At 46.8% G+C, this 18151-nt stretch carries 16 protein-coding genes and 1 other RNA gene; 16 read left to right on the top strand and 1 reads right to left on the bottom strand.

Translation table 11 applies throughout. From position 1 onward, the window contains the following. Nucleotides 1–273: 273 nt before the first annotated feature. Nucleotides 274–699 (top strand): YwiB family protein, encoded by a 426-nt coding sequence (locus BLQ13_RS27525; RefSeq protein WP_090924869.1) that lies wholly within the window; start codon nt 274–276, stop codon nt 697–699. Next, complete coding sequence (gene argS, locus BLQ13_RS27520; RefSeq protein WP_090924868.1) at nt 696–2375, top strand: arginine--tRNA ligase; 1680 nt, start codon at nt 696–698, stop codon at nt 2373–2375. Before BLQ13_RS27525 ends, argS begins: the two co-directional genes overlap by 4 nt. A gap of 370 nt (nt 2376–2745) precedes the next feature. Here argS and BLQ13_RS27515 read toward each other — a convergent pair whose 3' ends face one another. Continuing rightward, nucleotides 2746–3900, bottom strand: coding sequence for a S8 family peptidase (locus BLQ13_RS27515; protein ID WP_090924867.1), 1155 nt, complete (start codon nt 3898–3900; stop codon nt 2746–2748). A 480-nt stretch (nt 3901–4380) separates the two neighbouring features. On the opposite strand from BLQ13_RS27515, the gene rpoE reads away from it, so the two are divergent. The 14 genes from rpoE (at nt 4381) to BLQ13_RS27440 (ending at nt 17864) form a co-directional block, all read left to right on the top strand. Beyond that, nucleotides 4381–4953 (top strand): DNA-directed RNA polymerase subunit delta, encoded by a 573-nt coding sequence (rpoE, locus tag BLQ13_RS27505; RefSeq protein WP_090924865.1) that lies wholly within the window; start codon nt 4381–4383, stop codon nt 4951–4953. A gap of 495 nt (nt 4954–5448) precedes the next feature. Next, entirely contained in the window at nt 5449–7053 is a 1605-nt protein-coding gene (locus BLQ13_RS27500) for a CTP synthase (protein WP_090924864.1), read from the top strand. Nucleotides 7054–7280: 227 nt separating this feature from the next. Further along, nucleotides 7281–7667, top strand: coding sequence for a response regulator (locus BLQ13_RS27495; RefSeq protein ID WP_090924863.1), 387 nt, complete (start codon nt 7281–7283; stop codon nt 7665–7667). Between the two features lie 259 nt (nt 7668–7926). After that, the gene (gene fba / locus BLQ13_RS27490) at nt 7927–8781 is read left to right on the top strand and encodes a class II fructose-1,6-bisphosphate aldolase (RefSeq protein ID WP_056698160.1); all 855 of its coding nucleotides are present in this window, start codon (nt 7927–7929) and stop codon (nt 8779–8781) included. A gap of 147 nt (nt 8782–8928) precedes the next feature. Beyond that, nucleotides 8929–10182, top strand: a complete 1254-nt coding sequence (locus BLQ13_RS27485; RefSeq protein WP_090924862.1) for a UDP-N-acetylglucosamine 1-carboxyvinyltransferase — start codon at nt 8929–8931, stop codon at nt 10180–10182. 500 nt (nt 10183–10682) lie between these two features. Beyond that, entirely contained in the window at nt 10683–12008 is a 1326-nt protein-coding gene (gene rho, locus BLQ13_RS27480; protein ID WP_090924861.1) for a transcription termination factor Rho, read from the top strand. 138 nt (nt 12009–12146) lie between these two features. Then, on the top strand, nt 12147–13421 hold the full coding sequence (locus BLQ13_RS27475; RefSeq protein ID WP_090924860.1) for a radical SAM family protein: 1275 nt from the start codon (nt 12147–12149) through the stop codon (nt 13419–13421). A gap of 103 nt (nt 13422–13524) precedes the next feature. Beyond that, a complete protein-coding gene (rpmE, locus tag BLQ13_RS27470; RefSeq protein WP_090924859.1) occupies nt 13525–13722 on the top strand; it encodes a 50S ribosomal protein L31 in 198 nt (65 codons plus the stop codon). Nucleotides 13723–13873: 151 nt separating this feature from the next. After that, nucleotides 13874–14141, top strand: an RNA gene (ffs, locus tag BLQ13_RS27465) — signal recognition particle sRNA large type. Nucleotides 14142–14317: 176 nt separating this feature from the next. After that, the gene (gene dnaX / locus BLQ13_RS27460; protein WP_090924858.1) at nt 14318–16063 is read left to right on the top strand and encodes a DNA polymerase III subunit gamma/tau; all 1746 of its coding nucleotides are present in this window, start codon (nt 14318–14320) and stop codon (nt 16061–16063) included. A gap of 57 nt (nt 16064–16120) precedes the next feature. Next, a complete protein-coding gene (locus BLQ13_RS27455; RefSeq protein ID WP_090924857.1) occupies nt 16121–16432 on the top strand; it encodes a YbaB/EbfC family nucleoid-associated protein in 312 nt (103 codons plus the stop codon). A 35-nt stretch (nt 16433–16467) separates the two neighbouring features. Continuing rightward, the gene (gene recR, locus BLQ13_RS27450; protein ID WP_062329683.1) at nt 16468–17067 is read left to right on the top strand and encodes a recombination mediator RecR; all 600 of its coding nucleotides are present in this window, start codon (nt 16468–16470) and stop codon (nt 17065–17067) included. Between the two features lie 194 nt (nt 17068–17261). Then, nucleotides 17262–17537 carry a DUF2508 family protein gene (locus BLQ13_RS27445; RefSeq protein WP_090924856.1) on the top strand — a complete coding sequence of 92 codons (276 nt, stop codon included), beginning with the start codon at nt 17262–17264 and terminating at the stop codon, nt 17535–17537. Nucleotides 17538–17594: 57 nt separating this feature from the next. Next, nucleotides 17595–17864 (top strand): pro-sigmaK processing inhibitor BofA family protein, encoded by a 270-nt coding sequence (locus BLQ13_RS27440; RefSeq protein ID WP_090924855.1) that lies wholly within the window; start codon nt 17595–17597, stop codon nt 17862–17864. The last annotated feature ends 287 nt before the right edge of the window (nt 17865–18151 follow it).

Raw genomic sequence — 18151 nt, 5'->3', positions numbered from 1 at the left:
AGCCAGATGATGAAGCAAGATAACGAGATAGATGTGAATTAAGGGAGGGCTGCACGATACGTGTGCAGCTCTCCTTTTTGATGTCATAACAAAAAAACTCTGAATTTGGATTTGAATTGAGCGGGTGAACTGGATATAGTTATACAGTAGAGTGTAGGAGAGCAAGTTTATTCGGAATATGAGCGTGTATAGCGACACAACCATTCAGGAAGGGCTGTTCTCACCAGCTGTCCTGATTTTGCGTCGCCTCGAATATAATGGAGGTTAACATTCATGTCGAAGATGCGACCGGTTCAGATCCGGCTGCACAGCCGTTATGAAGGGGAAGATGTACTGCAGGAAATGCAGGGAGAAGCTGTGGTCAAGGGAGCATACTTGTATGTTCGTTACGAAGAGCCACAGGCTGGACCCGAGGGAGGCATCACTCGTACAACATTGAAGCTGGGCGGACAATCCATCAAGATTATACGTCATGGTGAGGTGGAGTCGGAGCAGACGTTTGAATTAAACCGAAAGCTTCCAGGTTTCTACCGTTCACCATATATGTCGTTTGCCCTGTCCACGCATACACAGAAGCTGGAACTTTCCATTCAGGGATTGAGCGCACGCGCAGCGTGGAGCTACGACTTTTACCGCTTTGATGAAGAAGCCGGACATTTTGCGATTAGTTTGCATATACAGGAGGAACCAAATTCATGACACGTAATCCACTAGATACGATTAACGAACGGGTAAGTACAGCCATTGGCAATGCGATTGTTGCTGCTGGCATCGTAACACAGGAAGAGCTTCCAGCTATTACACTTGAAGTGCCGCGCGAGAAGTCCCATGGTGATCTGGCTACCAATGCAGCGATGCAGTTGACCAAGATTGCCAAACGGAACCCTCGTCAGATTGCCGAGGAAATCATCGCTAACCTGAATCTTGCAGAAGCCGGAATTGAAAAGGCGGAGATTGCAGGACCAGGATTCATTAACTTCAAATTGAACAAGAGTTATCTCTATCCCGTGCTTAACTTGGTGCATGAGCAAGGCGAGAACTACGGAAGAATTGATGTTGGAGCGGGGAAAAAGGTGGAGATGGAATTTGTCAGCGCCAACCCGACAGGCAGTCTGCATCTGGGCCATGCCCGCGGAGCAGCTGTAGGGGATGCCCTGTGCAACATCCTCGATTACGCAGGTTACGATGTAACTCGTGAATATTACATTAATGATGCGGGTAACCAGGTATTTAATCTGGCCCGTTCTATTGAAGCGCGTTATCTGCAAGAGCTGGGTCAAGAAGCTGAAATGCCGGAAGATGGCTACCATGGTGAAGACATTAAAGGTTTCGCGAAGGAACTGGTTGCTGAAAAAGGAGACAGCTTGCTGTCTATGCACCCGGGAGATCGCGCAGCATACTTCCGTGATTATGGTCTGGAGAAAGAACTGGACAAGATCAAACGCGACCTGAACCGCTTCCGTGTGAATTTCGATATCTGGTTCAGCGAAACATCGCTGTATGATAACGGTGAAGTGCTTCGCGTGCTGGACGAGCTACGTGACCGCAACGAGATTTATGAAAAAGACGGCGCAACTTGGTTGAAAACGATGCAATATGGTGATGACAAGGAGCGCGTTCTGATCAAAAACGACGGTACGTATACCTATCTGACACCGGATATTGCATATCACCGCGATAAATACTCCCGTGGTTATGACACGATGATCAACATTTGGGGAGCGGATCACCACGGCTATATTCCGCGTATGAAAGCAGCAATGCAAGCGCTGGGCAACGATCCGGACAAGCTGGTAGTTTTGATTGCACAGATGGTTAGCTTGTTCCAAAATGGCGAGAAAGTAAAAATGTCCAAACGTACAGGTAAAGCTGTAACGATGGAAGATCTGATGGACGAAGTTGGCATTGATGCCATTCGTTATTTCTTCACGATGCGTAGCATGGATTCCCATCTGGACTTTGACATGGATTTGGCGATTTCGACATCCAATGAAAATCCGGTATTCTACGTACAATATGCACATGCACGTGTGTGCAGTGTGTATCGTCAAGCCGAAGAGCAAGGTATCGAGTTGTTGCCACTGGCACAGATCGATCTGTCCAAGCTGACTACCGAGCACGAGTATGACCTTCTTCGTAAAATGGGAGAATTACCTGAAGAGATCGCTGCAGCGGCTACAGGTTATGCGCCGCATCGCATCATTCGTTATGTCTACGAACTGGCATCCCTGTTCCATAGTTACTACCGGGCTGATCGCGTCATTACCGAAGACGCGCAGCAGACCCAGGCGCGCCTGGCGCTGATCGGTGCCGTTCGCACCGTCATCGCAACAGCGCTCCGTCTGGTGGGCGTATCCGCACCAGACAAAATGTAATCCCTTCGGCCAAGTAGCGGGCAGCTTCCTGCCGCTCGGCCGAAGGCAAAGTCTCCATGCCCCGCGCGAGCAGTTGCTAACGCGCGCGGGCATGGAGACTTTTTTGTGCCCGTGGCTGGCGGTGGCCAGCACCTGGCCTTTACGGGTACTGGCGATGCTCGCCAAGTACCCGTAAAGGGCTCAGGCTTGCCGCCTGCCGCGGGCACCTAGCAGTGCCCTGCCATCGGCAAAGCCGCAGGGCACTGCTTCAAGAGCAGGCTCGGTTGTGCCTGCTCTCGCTCTTGCCTGCTGCGCAAGGCGTGCCCGGCAGTGGCCGGCACCCGTTGCTGCGCAGCACAGGTGCTGGCGGCGTGTAGCATGCGCCGCCAAGTCACCCCCCGCCCTCTTGCATCAGCTTGAGGGCGTCTAGCTCGCCACCGCGGACTTTACTCTTCGCGGTGGTGCTTTTACGGGCACGCAACGGAACCGTCGCGCGCTTCACAAGCGTCTTGATCTCGGCTGGAGACAAGCCGGGATGTTTGGCGAGCAGCAACGCGATTGCGCCGCTCACATGGGAGGTTGCCATGGATGTTCCACTCATCTCATGGTGCTTGCCTTGCACCCAGGAGGACACAATTTTGTCCCCGGGTGCATAGACGTCCACATAAGCACCGCGATTGCTGAATGAAGCAATACGTCTGTTTTTGTCGGTAGCCCCAACCGAGATGGTCTGCGGATATCGAGCAGGATAATCGATGCTGCGGCGCTTGCCGTCATTTCCTGACGAAGCCACAATGACGATTCCTGCATGATATGCACGGTTGACCACATCAAGCAAAGATTTACTTCGTGTTTTCATACCGAAACTCATATTGATAATATCCACCTTGTTGCGTACACACCAGTCGATGCCGAGTACGATGTCCGAGACATAAGCGGAGCCGTTGTGATCAAAGGCTTTGACGGGGTAGATTAATGAACGCGGGGCAACGCCGATCATGCCTTCGGTACTGTTGGCTGCGGCAATGGTTCCTGCAATATGGGTACCGTGACCGTTGTCATCATGGGGAAGCAAGCTTCGGTTCAACAGATTAATGCCACGGGCAAGGGAGTATCGTAGATCAGGGTGATGGTAATCTGCTCCTGTATCAATAACACCAATTTTGATCCGGTGTCCTGTCGAAACAGACCATACTTTAGGGGCTCGGATCTGTTTCACACCCCAAGGTATGCCTTGAGGGGTGCTAGGTTTGTTGTGGAGTGCAGTAGAATGCAGCGAGACAGGAGTGTCTTCCTCTAACGTAATGTCGTCCCCGTATCGATATAACACGTCCGGGCTCTGGACAGGAGCGATGAGAGTTCTGGCAAGCCTTGAGGTTCGAACGCCTCCCAGATCGGTGAATTCACTGCGCATTCGGGATAATTCAACGAGACAGGCCTCGTACTGCTGCGGTTTGGCGAATCGAATCAGATAACGTCCCCCGTGTTCAGGTTCGGGGCATCTCATTCCGTCAATCAACTGATGCAATAAACCGGTATAGTCCATTATGGGCTGCCCCCTTCGGGATGAACATGCTGAGGTATTCTATGAATGCGCTCATCCCGGCGCATGGGGAACTTGCCCTTTTTTTATAAAAACACATTCTCTCCGTGTCAAAACGGGCGCAGGTACATATGATGGATGGAGGGCTAGAGGGCTCTTGCGGGGAACCTGGTGAGGAGTAATCCTACGAGGGTATACAGTCAGAAGGCGGAGGGGACTCCGTCTTTTACATATGGTTTGGGCTTTTGTTCATAGAGATAGCGTACATATTATTCATTGCTTCCTTATCATTCTGTCTCTCGAAGTGAGGAGATCGGGATATGGATCAAAGGACGGATGTGTAAATATGGGACATGCTTACATAAAAACTTGCTTTTTAACGCTAAATAGGTTTTACTTAGGTTTGTTAATGGATATGTTATACGTAACGATCCAGTTTGCAGGGGATATAAAGCGAATTATGTGTGAGAGGAAGTGTCTTCAGTGAGTACCTCGCTCAATTTGAAAATTGATAAAGAAAAGGTAAGAGAGATCCCTTTGGTGGATCTGGCCTTTATGGTGCTGAAAGCGGCAAACACGCCGTATTACTACCGGGATTTGATGAATGAGGTAGCGAAACAGCGCGGAATGACAGATGAAGAGATCAACGAGTATATCGCCCAGCTGTATACCGAAATTAATATCGATGGCCGTTTTGCTTGCGTCGGTACGAGTCTTTGGGGATTGAAACGCTGGTATCCGGTTGCTGGAACAGAAGATTCCATGACGGGTGCGAAGCGTCCGCGTATCATCAACGATGAAGATGATGATCTGGAAGACGAAGACTTCGGTGAAGAGGACGACAGCTACAACAGTGACGAAGACTTCGATAGCACAGATGATGATCAAGACGAAGATGATGACGATGATGACGATGATGACGACATCTTCGATGAAGAAGACAGTGAAGAAGAAGTGCTGGTTGAAGATGACGATTTGGAAGACGAAGACCTCGAAGAAGACGAAGAAGAGTCCGAAGACGAGGATGAATTTGACGACGATTCCGATAATCGGTAATCCTTTTTGCTGACGAAAAATTGCCCGTTTTTTCCCCGATAGTCAGCCTTGACAGCAGGCGGGGTAACGGGTAAACTATTGCATGGGCTTATGAATGAGCGACAATATATTTATGTTTTTTTAGAGAAAGTGCCCCGTCCTGCGGGAGTACTTTCTTTTTGTATTTTTAGAGGCAGAATGATGCCAAACGATTACTTTTCCGACTGCTTCCGGCCAAACCTTTTCGGCCTGTTTTTTTGTATGTTCAAACAAAGAAAATGGAACTACCGACGAGGTTTGTAGTGGGACAAGCGTGGATGAAGGCTCCCGGAAAGTTTGCATTATTTTTTGCCAGGAATGATGTGTTAGTTAAAGCCGTCTTCGCTGGAAAGGGCAGTTCGCAGATGCAGTTAATTTCTGCCATTGCTCTTTTTAACGATGATTACCTGGGAAACGGGTTACGATAACACCATATATCGCCTGAATTTCTGTACTTATATTAGGAGGGTAATAACAGTGACAAAGTATATTTTCGTGACGGGCGGAGTTGTGTCCTCCCTGGGCAAAGGGATTACAGCAGCCTCGCTGGGCAGATTGCTGAAGAACAGAGGACTCAAAGTAACAATCCAAAAATTTGATCCATACATCAACATTGACCCGGGAACGATGAGTCCTTATCAACATGGTGAGGTATTCGTAACGGATGATGGCGCAGAGACGGACCTGGACCTTGGCCACTACGAACGTTTTATCGACATCAACCTTTCCAAAAACAGCAATGTCACGACAGGTAAAGTGTACTCTTCTGTAATCAGCAAAGAGCGTCGCGGAGAGTATCTGGGCGGTACAGTTCAAGTCATTCCACATATCACAAACGAGATCAAAGAGCGTGTATTCCGCGCTGGACGTGAAGCGGGTTCGGATGTTGTTATTACCGAGATTGGCGGAACGGTGGGTGACATCGAGAGTTTGCCATTCCTGGAAGCGATTCGTCAGATCAAGAGTGATGTAGGTCGTGACAACGTGATGTACATTCACGTTACACTGATTCCATATATCAAAGCAGCGGGTGAAGTCAAAACAAAACCGACACAACACAGTGTGAAGGAATTGCGTAGCATTGGTATCCAACCAAACGTTATCGTTTGTCGTACGGAATATGAGCTGTCCAAGGACATGAAGGCCAAAATCGCACTTTTCTGTGATATTGACGAGAATGCAGTCGTTGAATGCCGTGATGCAAGCACGTTGTATGAAGTACCACTTAACCTTCGTGAAGAGGGTCTGGATGAAATCGTGGTTAACCATCTGAAACTGACTACTCCTGCACCGGATATGAGCGAGTGGGAAGGTCTGGTGAACCGGATCAGCAAGCTGGAGCGTACGGTCGAGATTGCAATCGTTGGTAAATATGTGGCATTGCATGATGCGTACCTGAGTGTTGTAGAGTCCCTGTCACATGCAGGGTTTGCATCCAATGCGGACGTGAAGATCCGCTGGGTTCCTTCTGAAGATATTACCGATGAGAATGTAGGCGACATGTTGCATGGTATTGGTGGTATTCTTGTTCCTGGTGGCTTCGGTGATCGCGGTATTGAAGGCAAAGTATCGGCAATTCGTTATGCCCGTGAAAAAAATATTCCGTTCTTCGGAATTTGCCTGGGTATGCAGGTTTCTGTCATTGAATATGCACGCTCCATCGTTGGGTTGAACGGAGCAAACAGTTCGGAGATTAACCCGGCTACCGAGTTCCCGGTAATCGACCTGCTGCCTGAGCAAAAAGATATTGAAAATCTGGGCGGTACGATGCGTCTTGGTCTGTACCCTTGTAAGCTGCAGGAAGGTTCTTTGGCGATGTCATGTTACGACGATGAGTTGGTATACGAAAGACACCGTCACCGGTACGAGTTTAACAACGAATACCGTGAAGCGATTGAAAAAGCAGGTCTTGTTATTTCCGGTACATCACCGGATGGACGCCTGGTTGAGATTGTGGAACTTCCTGGACACCCTTGGTTCTTGGCAGTGCAGTTCCATCCGGAATTCACTTCCCGTCCGAACCGTCCGCAACCATTGTTCCGTGAGTTTGTGAAAGCTTCTCTGGAGAACGCGGAGAAATAATAAATTGAATCATTGAAAACCCTAGTATTATGAGGATGTTTCTGGCTGCTTTTATAGCGCGGAAACGTCCTTTTCTTTTTAATAAAGATGTAGATTGATTTACCCTTTGTCAATTTGAGATAATAGAAGGATTTTACTGGAAGAGGTAGAATACTTATCATGACGACTATGGGATAGTTATCCAGATGTAATGTGTATATGCTTTCCTAATTCTAGGAGGTTACAGCGTGGAAGAGAAAAAAGTTCTGATTGTCGATGACCAAAACGGTATTCGTATTCTACTGATGGAAGTGTTCAGCAGCGAAGGGTATAACACATTTCAGGCAGCAAACGGCAAGATCGCGCTCGAAATCGTCAATAAGGACAAGCCGGACCTCGTTTTGCTGGATATGAAAATTCCGGGGATGGATGGGCTTGAAATACTGAAGCATATCAAGGAGATTGACCCTGATATCAAAGTTATTATGATGACGGCGTATGGGGAACTTGACATGATTAAGGAAGCTACCGATCTCGGTGCACTCATGCATTTTACGAAACCGTTTGATATCGATGAGATGCGTGTGGCCGTTAATATGCAACTTCGCAATGGCGCTGCGAACAAATGCAGCTAAATCCTGTCGATACAGGATTTTTTTGCGTCAACCACCAGCCACATGTAATCATGAGAAAATGGGGTATTTCACCTGTTAGTGTAGGGAATATTGGAAATGGTAACGCCATCATGCCGTGTCTGTGAAAACTGTGCTGCAAAGCACAGCATTTTTGCAAAAGCTTGTTTAGTATTTGACATGGGATGTGGTATAATAAGCCCGTATGTGATTTCGGCTAAAAACCATAGACACAACCCAAACCCCTAGGAGGATTGAAACCATGCCATTAGTATCTATGACAGACATGTTGAACAAAGCACTTGAAGGAAAATATGCAGTTGGTCAATACAACATCAACAACCTTGAGTGGACTCAAGCGATTCTTACTGCTGCTGAAGAAGAGAAATCCCCAGTAATTCTGGGCGTATCCGAAGGTGCAGCACGTCACATGGGCGGCTTTACTACTGTAGTTAAAATGGTAGAAGGACTCTTGATTGACATGAAAATTTCCGTACCAGTTGCAATCCATCTGGATCACGGTTCAAGCTTCGACAAATGTAAAGAAGCAATCGATGCTGGCTTTACATCCGTTATGATCGACGGTTCCCATCACTCCATCGATGAGAACATCGAAATGACTAAAAAAGTCGTTGAATATGCACACGCTAAAGGCGTTTCTGTAGAAGCTGAAGTTGGTACTGTAGGCGGACAAGAAGACGACGTTATCGGTGGTATTCAATACGCTGACTTGAACGAATGTATCCGCATCGTTAAAGAAACAGGTATCGATACTTTGGCACCAGCTCTGGGTTCCGTTCACGGTCCTTACCAAGGCGAGCCAAACCTCGGCTTCAAAGAAATGGAAGAAGTTCGTGACGCGGTACAAGTTCCACTCGTATTGCACGGTGGTACAGGTATTCCTAAGCACGATATCGATAAAGCAATCTCTTTGGGTACTTCCAAAATTAACGTGAACACAGAGAACCAAATCTCGTTCACAAAAGCAGTTCGTGAAGTGCTTGCAGCAAAACCAAACGCTTACGATCCACGTACGTTCATCGTACCAGGCCGTGATGCAATCAAAGAAACTGTTAAAGGTAAAATCCGTGAGTTTGGTTCCAACAACAAAGCGTAATTTATCTTTAAAAGTTCCATACTGTGAAATGGAAGAACACCGCCTAGCCGGTGTCTTTCCATTTTCACACCTTATTTCTACATCGTTAGCCATCAGCACGTATTGCCGTTCATCGGCTGCAAAACACGTAGGGGGACATTAAGCTTTATGGAAAAATTAATGATTAGTGGCGGACGTCCGTTACAGGGAACTGTAACTATAAGCGGTGCCAAAAACAGCGCCATTGCGCTTATTCCTGCAGCATTGCTTGCCGAGTCAGAGGTCGTGTTGGATAACTTGCCATTACTCAGTGACGTGGCCGTATATGCAGAAATTTTGGAGGAACTTGGGGCACGTGTGACTTGGGAAGGTAGTCAGATGAAAATTGATCCTTCTGATATTAAATCCATTCCGATGCCAAACGGTCCTGTGAAGAAACTTCGTGCTTCTTATTATATGATGGGAGCACTGCTTGGACGTTTTAAAGAAGCAACAATAGGTTTGCCCGGAGGTTGTAATTTTGAACCTCGTCCAATTGATCAACACATCAAAGGGTTTGAAGCGCTTGGCGCAACCGTGACGAATGAACATGGCTCTATCCATTTGTATGCCAAAGAGCTACGCGGAGCTAAAATATATCTTGATGTAAGCAGTGTTGGTGCAACCATCAACATTATGCTGGCGGCCACTCGTGCCAAAGGCTCTACAATTATTGAAAATGCGGCTAAAGAGCCTGAGATTATAGATGTAGCAACACTTTTGAATTCTATGGGTGCCAGCATCAAAGGTGCAGGTACAGAAACGATTCGAATCGAAGGGGTCTCGGAGCTTAAGGGTTGCCGTCACTCCATTATTCCGGATCGGATTCAAGCGGGCACGTATATGATCGCTGCGGCGGCCACGCGCGGAGATGTACTCATTGATAATGTCATCCCCAAACATCTGGAGGCTTTAACGGCCAAGTTGCTGGAGATGGGAGTGGGTATCGAGGAGCTGGACGAAAGTATTCGGGTTATTGGACAGCCGCAGTACAGTCATGTTGATGTAAAGGCACTGGTATATCCAGGATTTCCTACCGACCTGCAGTCCCCGATGACCAGTGTATTAACACAAGCGAACGGTGTAAGTGTACTGAGTGACTTTGTATACAGCAATCGGTTCAAACATGTGCCTGAACTGGTTCGTATGGGCGCCAAAATCCGTGTGGAAGGCCGATCAGCCATTATTGAAGGCAGTGCACTGAATGCGGCTAAAGTAAAAGCGTCGGATCTTCGTGCTGGTGCAGCGCTAGTCATAGCGGGACTTACCGTCAGTGAAGGAGTTACCGAGGTGACGGGAGTTGAGTTTATTGATCGTGGTTACGATCATTTGGTGACCAACCTACGTTTGCTTGGTGCAGACGTGTGGCGGGAAACCGAATAGGTAATGAATAAGGCGCAGCATCGCAAATATTTCCGCTTGAAGCGTGTTTTGTAGCGGTGCTGCATAACCTATAGTAGAATAGGGTATACTATTCTAATAGATTTTGTATTCTCTTCCGGATATGATGAACTGTAACGGGTTCTTGTTTCGGAGGGTCTTTTTTTGAAATAAATATCATAAGGCTTTATGAACACATCATTTCTTATATTGTTTTTGAAAATCATTCCCTTTCTCCAATCCCCGGATTTGTTTGAACCTGCGCTTCATAGCCGGTCTTCCCGGATCGATCGCCCCATGTTTGGAGTTCACTCATTAAGGATTATGCCATGTAATGGCCATTCCACCCGGAAGCTTACACACCAAGACATGTATTTGCATTATAACGGTTACATTCCGTACAATGGATAGAAGAGATTGTGGTAGAACTGCTTTCTATGGCTTGAATTAGCTAACGAAACTATCCATTTCACGGACTCATTAATTGAATAGGTGGTTATTATATGGATCTGCAAATTTCCGATTTGGAAGAAATGAAATTAACGGACCTCTATAAGCTGGCGAAAAAATACCAGATTCCTTATTACGGGACCCTTAAAAAGAAAGAATTAATCTTTGCAATACTCCGTGCACAAGCGGAACAAAGTGGTTTGATGTTTATGCAGGGCGTGCTCGAGATTTTACCTGAAGGTTACGGCTTCTTGAGGCCAATCAACTATTTGCCAAGTACAGAAGATATTTATATCTCGGCCTCACAGATTCGCAAGTTTGATTTACGAACGGGTGACCTTGTATCAGGTAAGTGTCGAACGCCAAAAGAAAATGAGAGATATTTCGGTTTATTGCAAGTTAACGCTGTGAATGGTGAGAATCCATCGGCGGCTGCGGAGAGACTTCACTTCCCGGCATTAACCCCATTGTATCCGCAGAAGAAACTGGTTCTTGAAACATCCCCGAGCCATTTATCCACACGTATTATGGATGTGCTTGCCCCTGTAGGGTTGGGACAACGTGGATTGATCGTAGCACCTCCCAAAGCCGGTAAAACGCTTCTCCTCAAAGAAATTGCCAACAGCATCTCAACTAACAATCCAGAAATTGAACTTTTTGTCCTGTTGATTGATGAACGTCCAGAAGAAGTAACGGATATGTCTCGTTCGGTAAAAGGTGAAGTTGTCGCTTCCACGTTTGATGAGTTGCCCGAGAATCATATCAAAGTAGCGGAACTGGTGCTGGAGCGCGCTCTGCGTTTGGTTGAAGCCAAAAAGGATGTCGTTATTTTGCTCGATAGTATCACACGTCTGGCTCGTGCATATAACCTGGTGATTCCGCCATCTGGACGTACACTAAGTGGTGGTATTGATCCAGCAGCATTCCATCGTCCAAAGCGTTTCTTTGGTTCTGCTCGTAACGTGGAGGAAGGCGGTAGCTTGACTATTTTGGCAACAGCGTTGATTGATACGGGGTCGCGTATGGATGACATCATTTATGAAGAATTTAAAGGTACGGGTAATATGGAGCTTCATCTGGATCGCAAATTGGCTGAACGCCGTATTTTCCCTGCCATCGATATTCGCCGTTCCGGTACACGCCGTGAAGAGGTATTGCTTAGCAAGGAAGAGCTCGATACGATCTGGGCTATTCGTAAAAATATGAATGATTCCCATGACTTCGTTGAAGGTTTCCTGAAAAAACTACGCAACAGTAAAACGAATGCCGAGTTCCTGGCTGCGTTTGACGCGGCTGGCAATGCGCCCTCCAGCAATGCTGGAACGACGACAACTCGCCGTTCTCCAAGACAAACGGCTACATCAGGAACATCGAATTAACATTTGAACTGCAGTTTGAATTCGTATAACGTAGCCATGATCGTTGTAAGATAAAGATGTGGCTGACTGTACAATCAACTGACTGCAATATAATATACTCGTCGTCAGGTTTAACCCAATAGATGTGAGGAGAACATCATGTATTTAGTATACGCAGATGAAAAAGGTAATGTTTTTGATCATCCCTCCCTGTACGGACTCGCCCGTAGTGGAGATATGATTGTCGAGATAATGGAGGATGAGTTGATTCCTCTGCCGGACGGTGCAACATTGGTTGGTCTTCCAAGCACCCGTCCTATTGGTATGGACCCGGATACAGGCGAGATGTTGCCGTTGCCGAGTGATACACAAGCTGTAGGGGCTCTGCTGCCGCAAGGTTTTACGCGTCTGTGCTTGCCGGGTTACGTGAAAACGGATAAGGATTACAAGCTGCCGTTGTTTGGATACTCGGCTGTCGTTTGGAAAGATGGCGGTTTCTACGTTACGGCTTCCCAGTCCGATATTCCTGAGAAGTGGAATCCGATGAACTGTGATCGTGACGATGTGCGCTCTGGGGTTAAACGATTTACGGAGAAGTATCCAGAGAACCGTTTATACACCCACCTGTCCAATTGTGCACTGGGTTATGAGTGTCTCACGTCTTCCAACACATTCTTGAATCGTTGGGAAGGCGGCGTTCCTGTATCGTACTCATGTAATGCTGGTTGTTTCGGTTGTATCTCTGAACAGCCGGATGACAGTGGATTTGTATCACCTCAGACACGGATGAATTTCCGTCCTCGTGTGGATGAGATCGTTGAAGTGATGCTGGAACATCTGAAAACACCCGAATCTATTATTAGCTTCGGACAGGGGTGTGAAGGTGAACCTTCCACACAGGCCAAGTTGATCATCGAAGCTATTCGCGAAGTGCGCTCCATTACGGATATGGGGTACATCAACATTAATACCAATGCTGGCTTGAATGATCATATTCGCGGCATTGTGGATGCAGGTCTGGATCTGATGCGTGTGAGTACGATCAGTGCATTGGATGATCATTACAACGCGTATTACAAACCTCGTGGATATACATTGGCTAATGTAGAGAAATCAATGAAGTACGCTGCGGAGCAAGGGGTATATACCTCCATTAACTATCTGATCTTCCCGGGTGTAACCGATCGTGAGGAAGAGATCGAGGCAATGATTGAATTTGCACGCCGCACCAACCTGCGATTGATTCAGATGCGTAACCTGAATATTGACCCGGAGAGCTATCTGGAGTTAATTCCGCCAGCACAGGGAGATATATTGGGAATGAAGCAGATGCTGGAGATATTTGCGGAAGAGTTGCCGGATGTTGTCATCGGGTCGTATACGCATGTTCCACCGGCTGGGATGGCTCGTCCCAAAAAGCTGATTACCTCTTGAATGAATTAGATTGCAACCGGGTTTAGGCCGTGTTATAATCTGCTGTGTTGTGCCATTTACTCTGGGTCCGCTTGAGGCTCAGGGCGGAAAGAGGTGAAAGGTAATGAAAGAAGCAATTCATCCTAAATACACGATTGGTCAAGTATCCTGCGCATGCGGTAATACTTTTGAGACTGGTTCGGTTAAAGAAGGACTTCGTGTAGAGATTTGCTCCGCGTGCCACCCGTTCTTCACAGGTAAACAGAAGTTTATCGATGCTGGCGGCCGTGTGGACCGTTTCAAAAAGAAATACGGAATCTAATCGTACAATTCCTTGTGGATTGTCTAATTATTGTATCCCAATCACCCCTGCTATTTTGGCAGGGGTTTTTAGTTACTTATACAGAGAAGTGTGTGGTTTCCATTTTCCAGCCGGTTGCATTTTGGACTACCTTGCGTTATACTATTTCTTACCGTGCTAGATGGGGAGGTAGCGGTGCCCTGTAACTCGCAATCCGCTATAGCGAGGTTGAATTCCTGTTAGAGGTTTTGTCGATGTGAGGTTTGGTCCCTGAACGTGGTGTTGACGGTTGGGTCCTCCGCAATGAGTACTCATGAACCTGGTCAGGTCCGGAAGGAAGCAGCCATAAGTGAGATCACTCTTGTGCCGGAGGGTTGCCTAGCCTGAGCTATTGTTCAGGGGTGCCGCTTGGATCGCAAATATCGATAGCAGGTGCACGGCTTAACCTTTTAAATTGTAGAGACCTTTGCAGCAGTATAAATGCAGGGGTCTTTTTTGATATGTTAAAAAACCGCGTATGAAATGAGTCAGATAAAGTTTGGATTCACTCTGGAATATAGTATAATGGGGTGACGACAACGGACTCGAATGCGAAGTGGAAGGAAGGTAACGCATCATGGAGCATATCGCGTTATACCGGGCGTGGCGTCCTCAGTCGTTCCAGGATATGGTGGGACAACAACATATTATTCAGACCTTGCAGAACGCGATTCGTGAACAGCGGACCTCCCACGCTTATTTGTTTAGCGGTCCCCGAGGGACGGGGAAGACAAGTGCGGCCAAAATATTGGCCAAGGCTGTAAACTGTGAACGCGGACCTGCAACTGAGCCTTGTAACGAATGTGAGGCTTGCCGCCGAATTACGAACGGCGCTGTTATGGATGTGCAGGAGATTGATGCTGCCTCCAATCGGGGCGTCGAGGAAATCCGTGATCTTCGGGAAAAGGTGAAGTATGCCCCTACCGAAGTCCGGCAGAAAGTTTATATTATTGATGAAGTGCACATGTTGACGACAGAGGCGTTCAATGCTTTGCTCAAAACATTGGAGGAGCCGCCGCCACATGTAATGTTTATTTTAGCAACGACAGAACCGCATCGTCTGCCTGCTACCATTATATCGCGTTGTCAGCGATTTGATTTTCGCCGCGTATCTCTGGAAGAACAGACAGCCAGATTGACTTTGATCTGTGAACAGGAAGGGATGGAAGCGGATCAAGATGCGTTGCAGTACATTGCCCGTCTATCTGATGGTGGGATGAGGGATGCGCTCAGTGTGCTGGATCAAATCTCTTCATTTACCGATGGGAAAGTAACGTATCAGCAGGTTATGGACATGACAGGCGGTATTCCTTCAGAACAATTTGCCAAGCTCGCATCCTCCTTGCTCAAAGGGGATGTCGGTCATATTTTGCAGATGATCGAGGGCTTTATGCATGAAGGCAAGAGTGCAGACAAATGTATGGAGAATCTGCTCTACTATTTCCGGGATTTGCTGATGATCAAGATGGTGCCAGATGCAGACAAACTGACGGATCGGGTGTTGAACCCGGAATCGTTTCGAGATATGGCGGAATCGTTTACGAAGGAACAGTTGTTTCAGATGATCGATACGCTGAATCGGTACCAGAGTGAGATGAAATATGCAGTTCAGCCGCAGACATTGTTTGAGGTGGCTCTGCTTAAACTGTGTAGTATCCCGGCTATGGGCGGAGCAGCTTCATCGGTTGGAGTGACTTCTCCTTCTGCACCCGCTGATACTGGAGAGATCAATCGATTGAAACAGCAGCTTGCTGAGTTGGAGAAAAAGCTAGATCGAGCGCTCAAGAGTGGTCTGTCAGGTGGGGATGCGGCTTCAAATGCTCCTGCACGACCGGCAACACGTGCGCCAATGTCCAGAGCGAACGCTCCAGTGAAGCTTCCGGCGAATTTGGATCAATATATTGCGCGCAAAGGATCTTCAGAATTCACGGAGATCAGCAAAAAATGGAGCCAGATTTTGCAACGTGTCAAAGAAGAGAAAGTTACGGTTCATGCTTGGTTTATGGATGGAGAGCCGGTTTCACTGCTCGAAGACAATGTGCTGGTTGCTTTTAAGAACAACATCCACCGTGAAACAACCGAAAAACAGGCGAATCGTGATGTCATTGAGCGGGTGCTTTCGGAACAGCTTGGGCGTCCGGCTCGACTTGTGACGATGATGCTTAGGGACTGGACTGGTGCGATGGAAGGAGCTTCTGAAACGCCAAAGGAGGATTTTAAGCTTGAACCAGAGCATGAAGATGGTGGTTCAGGCGATAAACAGCCTTGGATTGATGAAGCTATTCAGTTATTTGGCGAAGATCTCGTAGTCATTAAAGAGTAGTACATTACGATGTAATGTGTATAATTTGAGATAACTATATTAAAGGAGATGACGGATATGAATAACATGAACCAAATGATGAAACAAGTGAAGAAAATGCAGGAGCAAATGCTGAAGGCGCAGGAAGAACTCGCGGACAAAACGGTTCAAGGTACTTCTGGCGGCGGAGTGGTAACTGCTGAAGTTAACGGGCATAAAAAACTGCTTGCCATCACGATCAAGCCTGAAGCCGTAGATCCGGATGATGTTGAAATGCTTCAAGACCTTGTCATGACTGCTGTGAATGATGCTTTGACAAAAGCAGATGAAATTGCGAATCAGGATATGGGTAAATTCACGGGTGGCATGAAAATTCCGGGGTTATTTTAGTATAAACTGATCCTGTCAAAAGGAGACACAACCGATTGTATTATCCTGAACCGATAGCCAAGCTGATTGATGCCTTCACCCGTCTTCCTGGGGTGGGTCCGAAGACAGCGGCTCGTTTAGCTTTTCATGTGCTTAACATGAAGGAAGATGACGTTATTGATTTTGCCAAAGCGCTCGTGAGTGTGAAGCGTAATCTCCATTACTGTTCTGTGTGCTGTAATATTACAGATACAGACCCTTGCCGGATATGTCAGGATAAGTCGAGAGATGTGTCCGTCATCTGTGTAGTCCAAGATTCGAAAGATCTGGTAGCTATGGAGCGGACTAAGGAATTCGATGGGTACTACCATGTGTTGCAGGGGGCAATTTCTCCAATGGAGGGAATTGGTCCGGATGATATACGCTTGAAAGAGCTGTTAACTCGTTTGAGTGATGAGCGGGTAAAAGAATTGATTTTGGCGACTAATCCCAATATTGAGGGAGAAGCAACGGCGATGTACATTTCCCGCCTAGTGCGTCCGTTTGAAATTAGTGTGACCCGTATTGCTCACGGATTGCCCGTAGGCGGCGATCTGGAGTATGCAGATGAAGTTACACTTTCGAAGGCGCTGGAAGGACGCAGAGAGATGCGCTAATGTATCTGGTTGCGCGTGAGCTTGATAAGGGTGTCGTTCGTATAGAAGACAATCCAATAAATTGATTTATATTGCAAGAGAGAGCCGTGAGCTCTCTCTTTTTTTATTATAAAAGTAGATGTCCAAGTTCTAAGTTTGTCCCTTCCTTGATATGTATGAGAGTGTGCTATACGGATGGATAAGGGAGGGTGTTTATGTTGATATGGCGAAAAAAGCGTAGCTTAAGGGACGGAAAGAAGAGAGAGCTTGCGAAACTGGAGGCGGAGTTGGTTTATGTGGATGTGCAGAAGGCCAAACAAGAGTGGGAACGTGCGATGCGACAGTTTGAGGATGCTCTGGGAGAGGATGAGATCGATTATGCCATCTATGTGCTTGAAGCGGCCGAGAGGAAATACCAAATTCATTTGAAACGGGCCAAACGGTTGAATGGGATGGATGTGGCTACTACCGATCGAGAACTTAGTGTGTAATTAGAGTCAGGTGGCTGAGTATACAGATGATTTTATATATAGCTGGAGGTGGAATGTATGAAGAGTGTTATTCTGGGAAGTATATTGGTTGCCTCTCTGTTGGCACTGGTTATTGTTTTGTTTAGAAAACGCTTAGGATTAACAATCTTTACATCAATCGGAATTCATGTGGTGCTTGCGGCCGCTGGGATATATGTCGTAAATTATTCAGGTTGGATAACAGGAATTTATATCCCTTTAAATCCTGCAACAATAGGTACAGTTACTGTTCTGGGACTCCCGGGGGTTGGTCTGTTATTGGGGTTGAAAATTTCTTTATTCGGGTAGTTGACTACCGAGCAATATATATGGTACATTATATCTCGTTGCTTTGCTTGCTTGGTTACACGCTTTACTTGAAACAAATGAAGTTCATTACGAACTTCAAAAATAATTTCAAAAAAAGGCTTGACCAAAACAAACGAAGTATGATATATTATAAAAGTCGCCGCTGAGACAAAATGGTGATGAAAAAAAGAAGTTTGATCTTTGAAAACTGAACAACGAGTGAGTATCGATCTTGCTTGCAAGATCAAAAATGAGATTTTTAATCTCGTCAGATTCAAAATGAGCTT

Source organism: Paenibacillus polysaccharolyticus, assembly GCF_900102085.1.
Taxonomy (GTDB): domain Bacteria; phylum Bacillota; class Bacilli; order Paenibacillales; family Paenibacillaceae; genus Paenibacillus; species Paenibacillus polysaccharolyticus.
The sequence above is the reverse complement of the archived record's forward strand: the minus strand, read 5'-3'. Positions and strand labels throughout refer to the sequence as shown.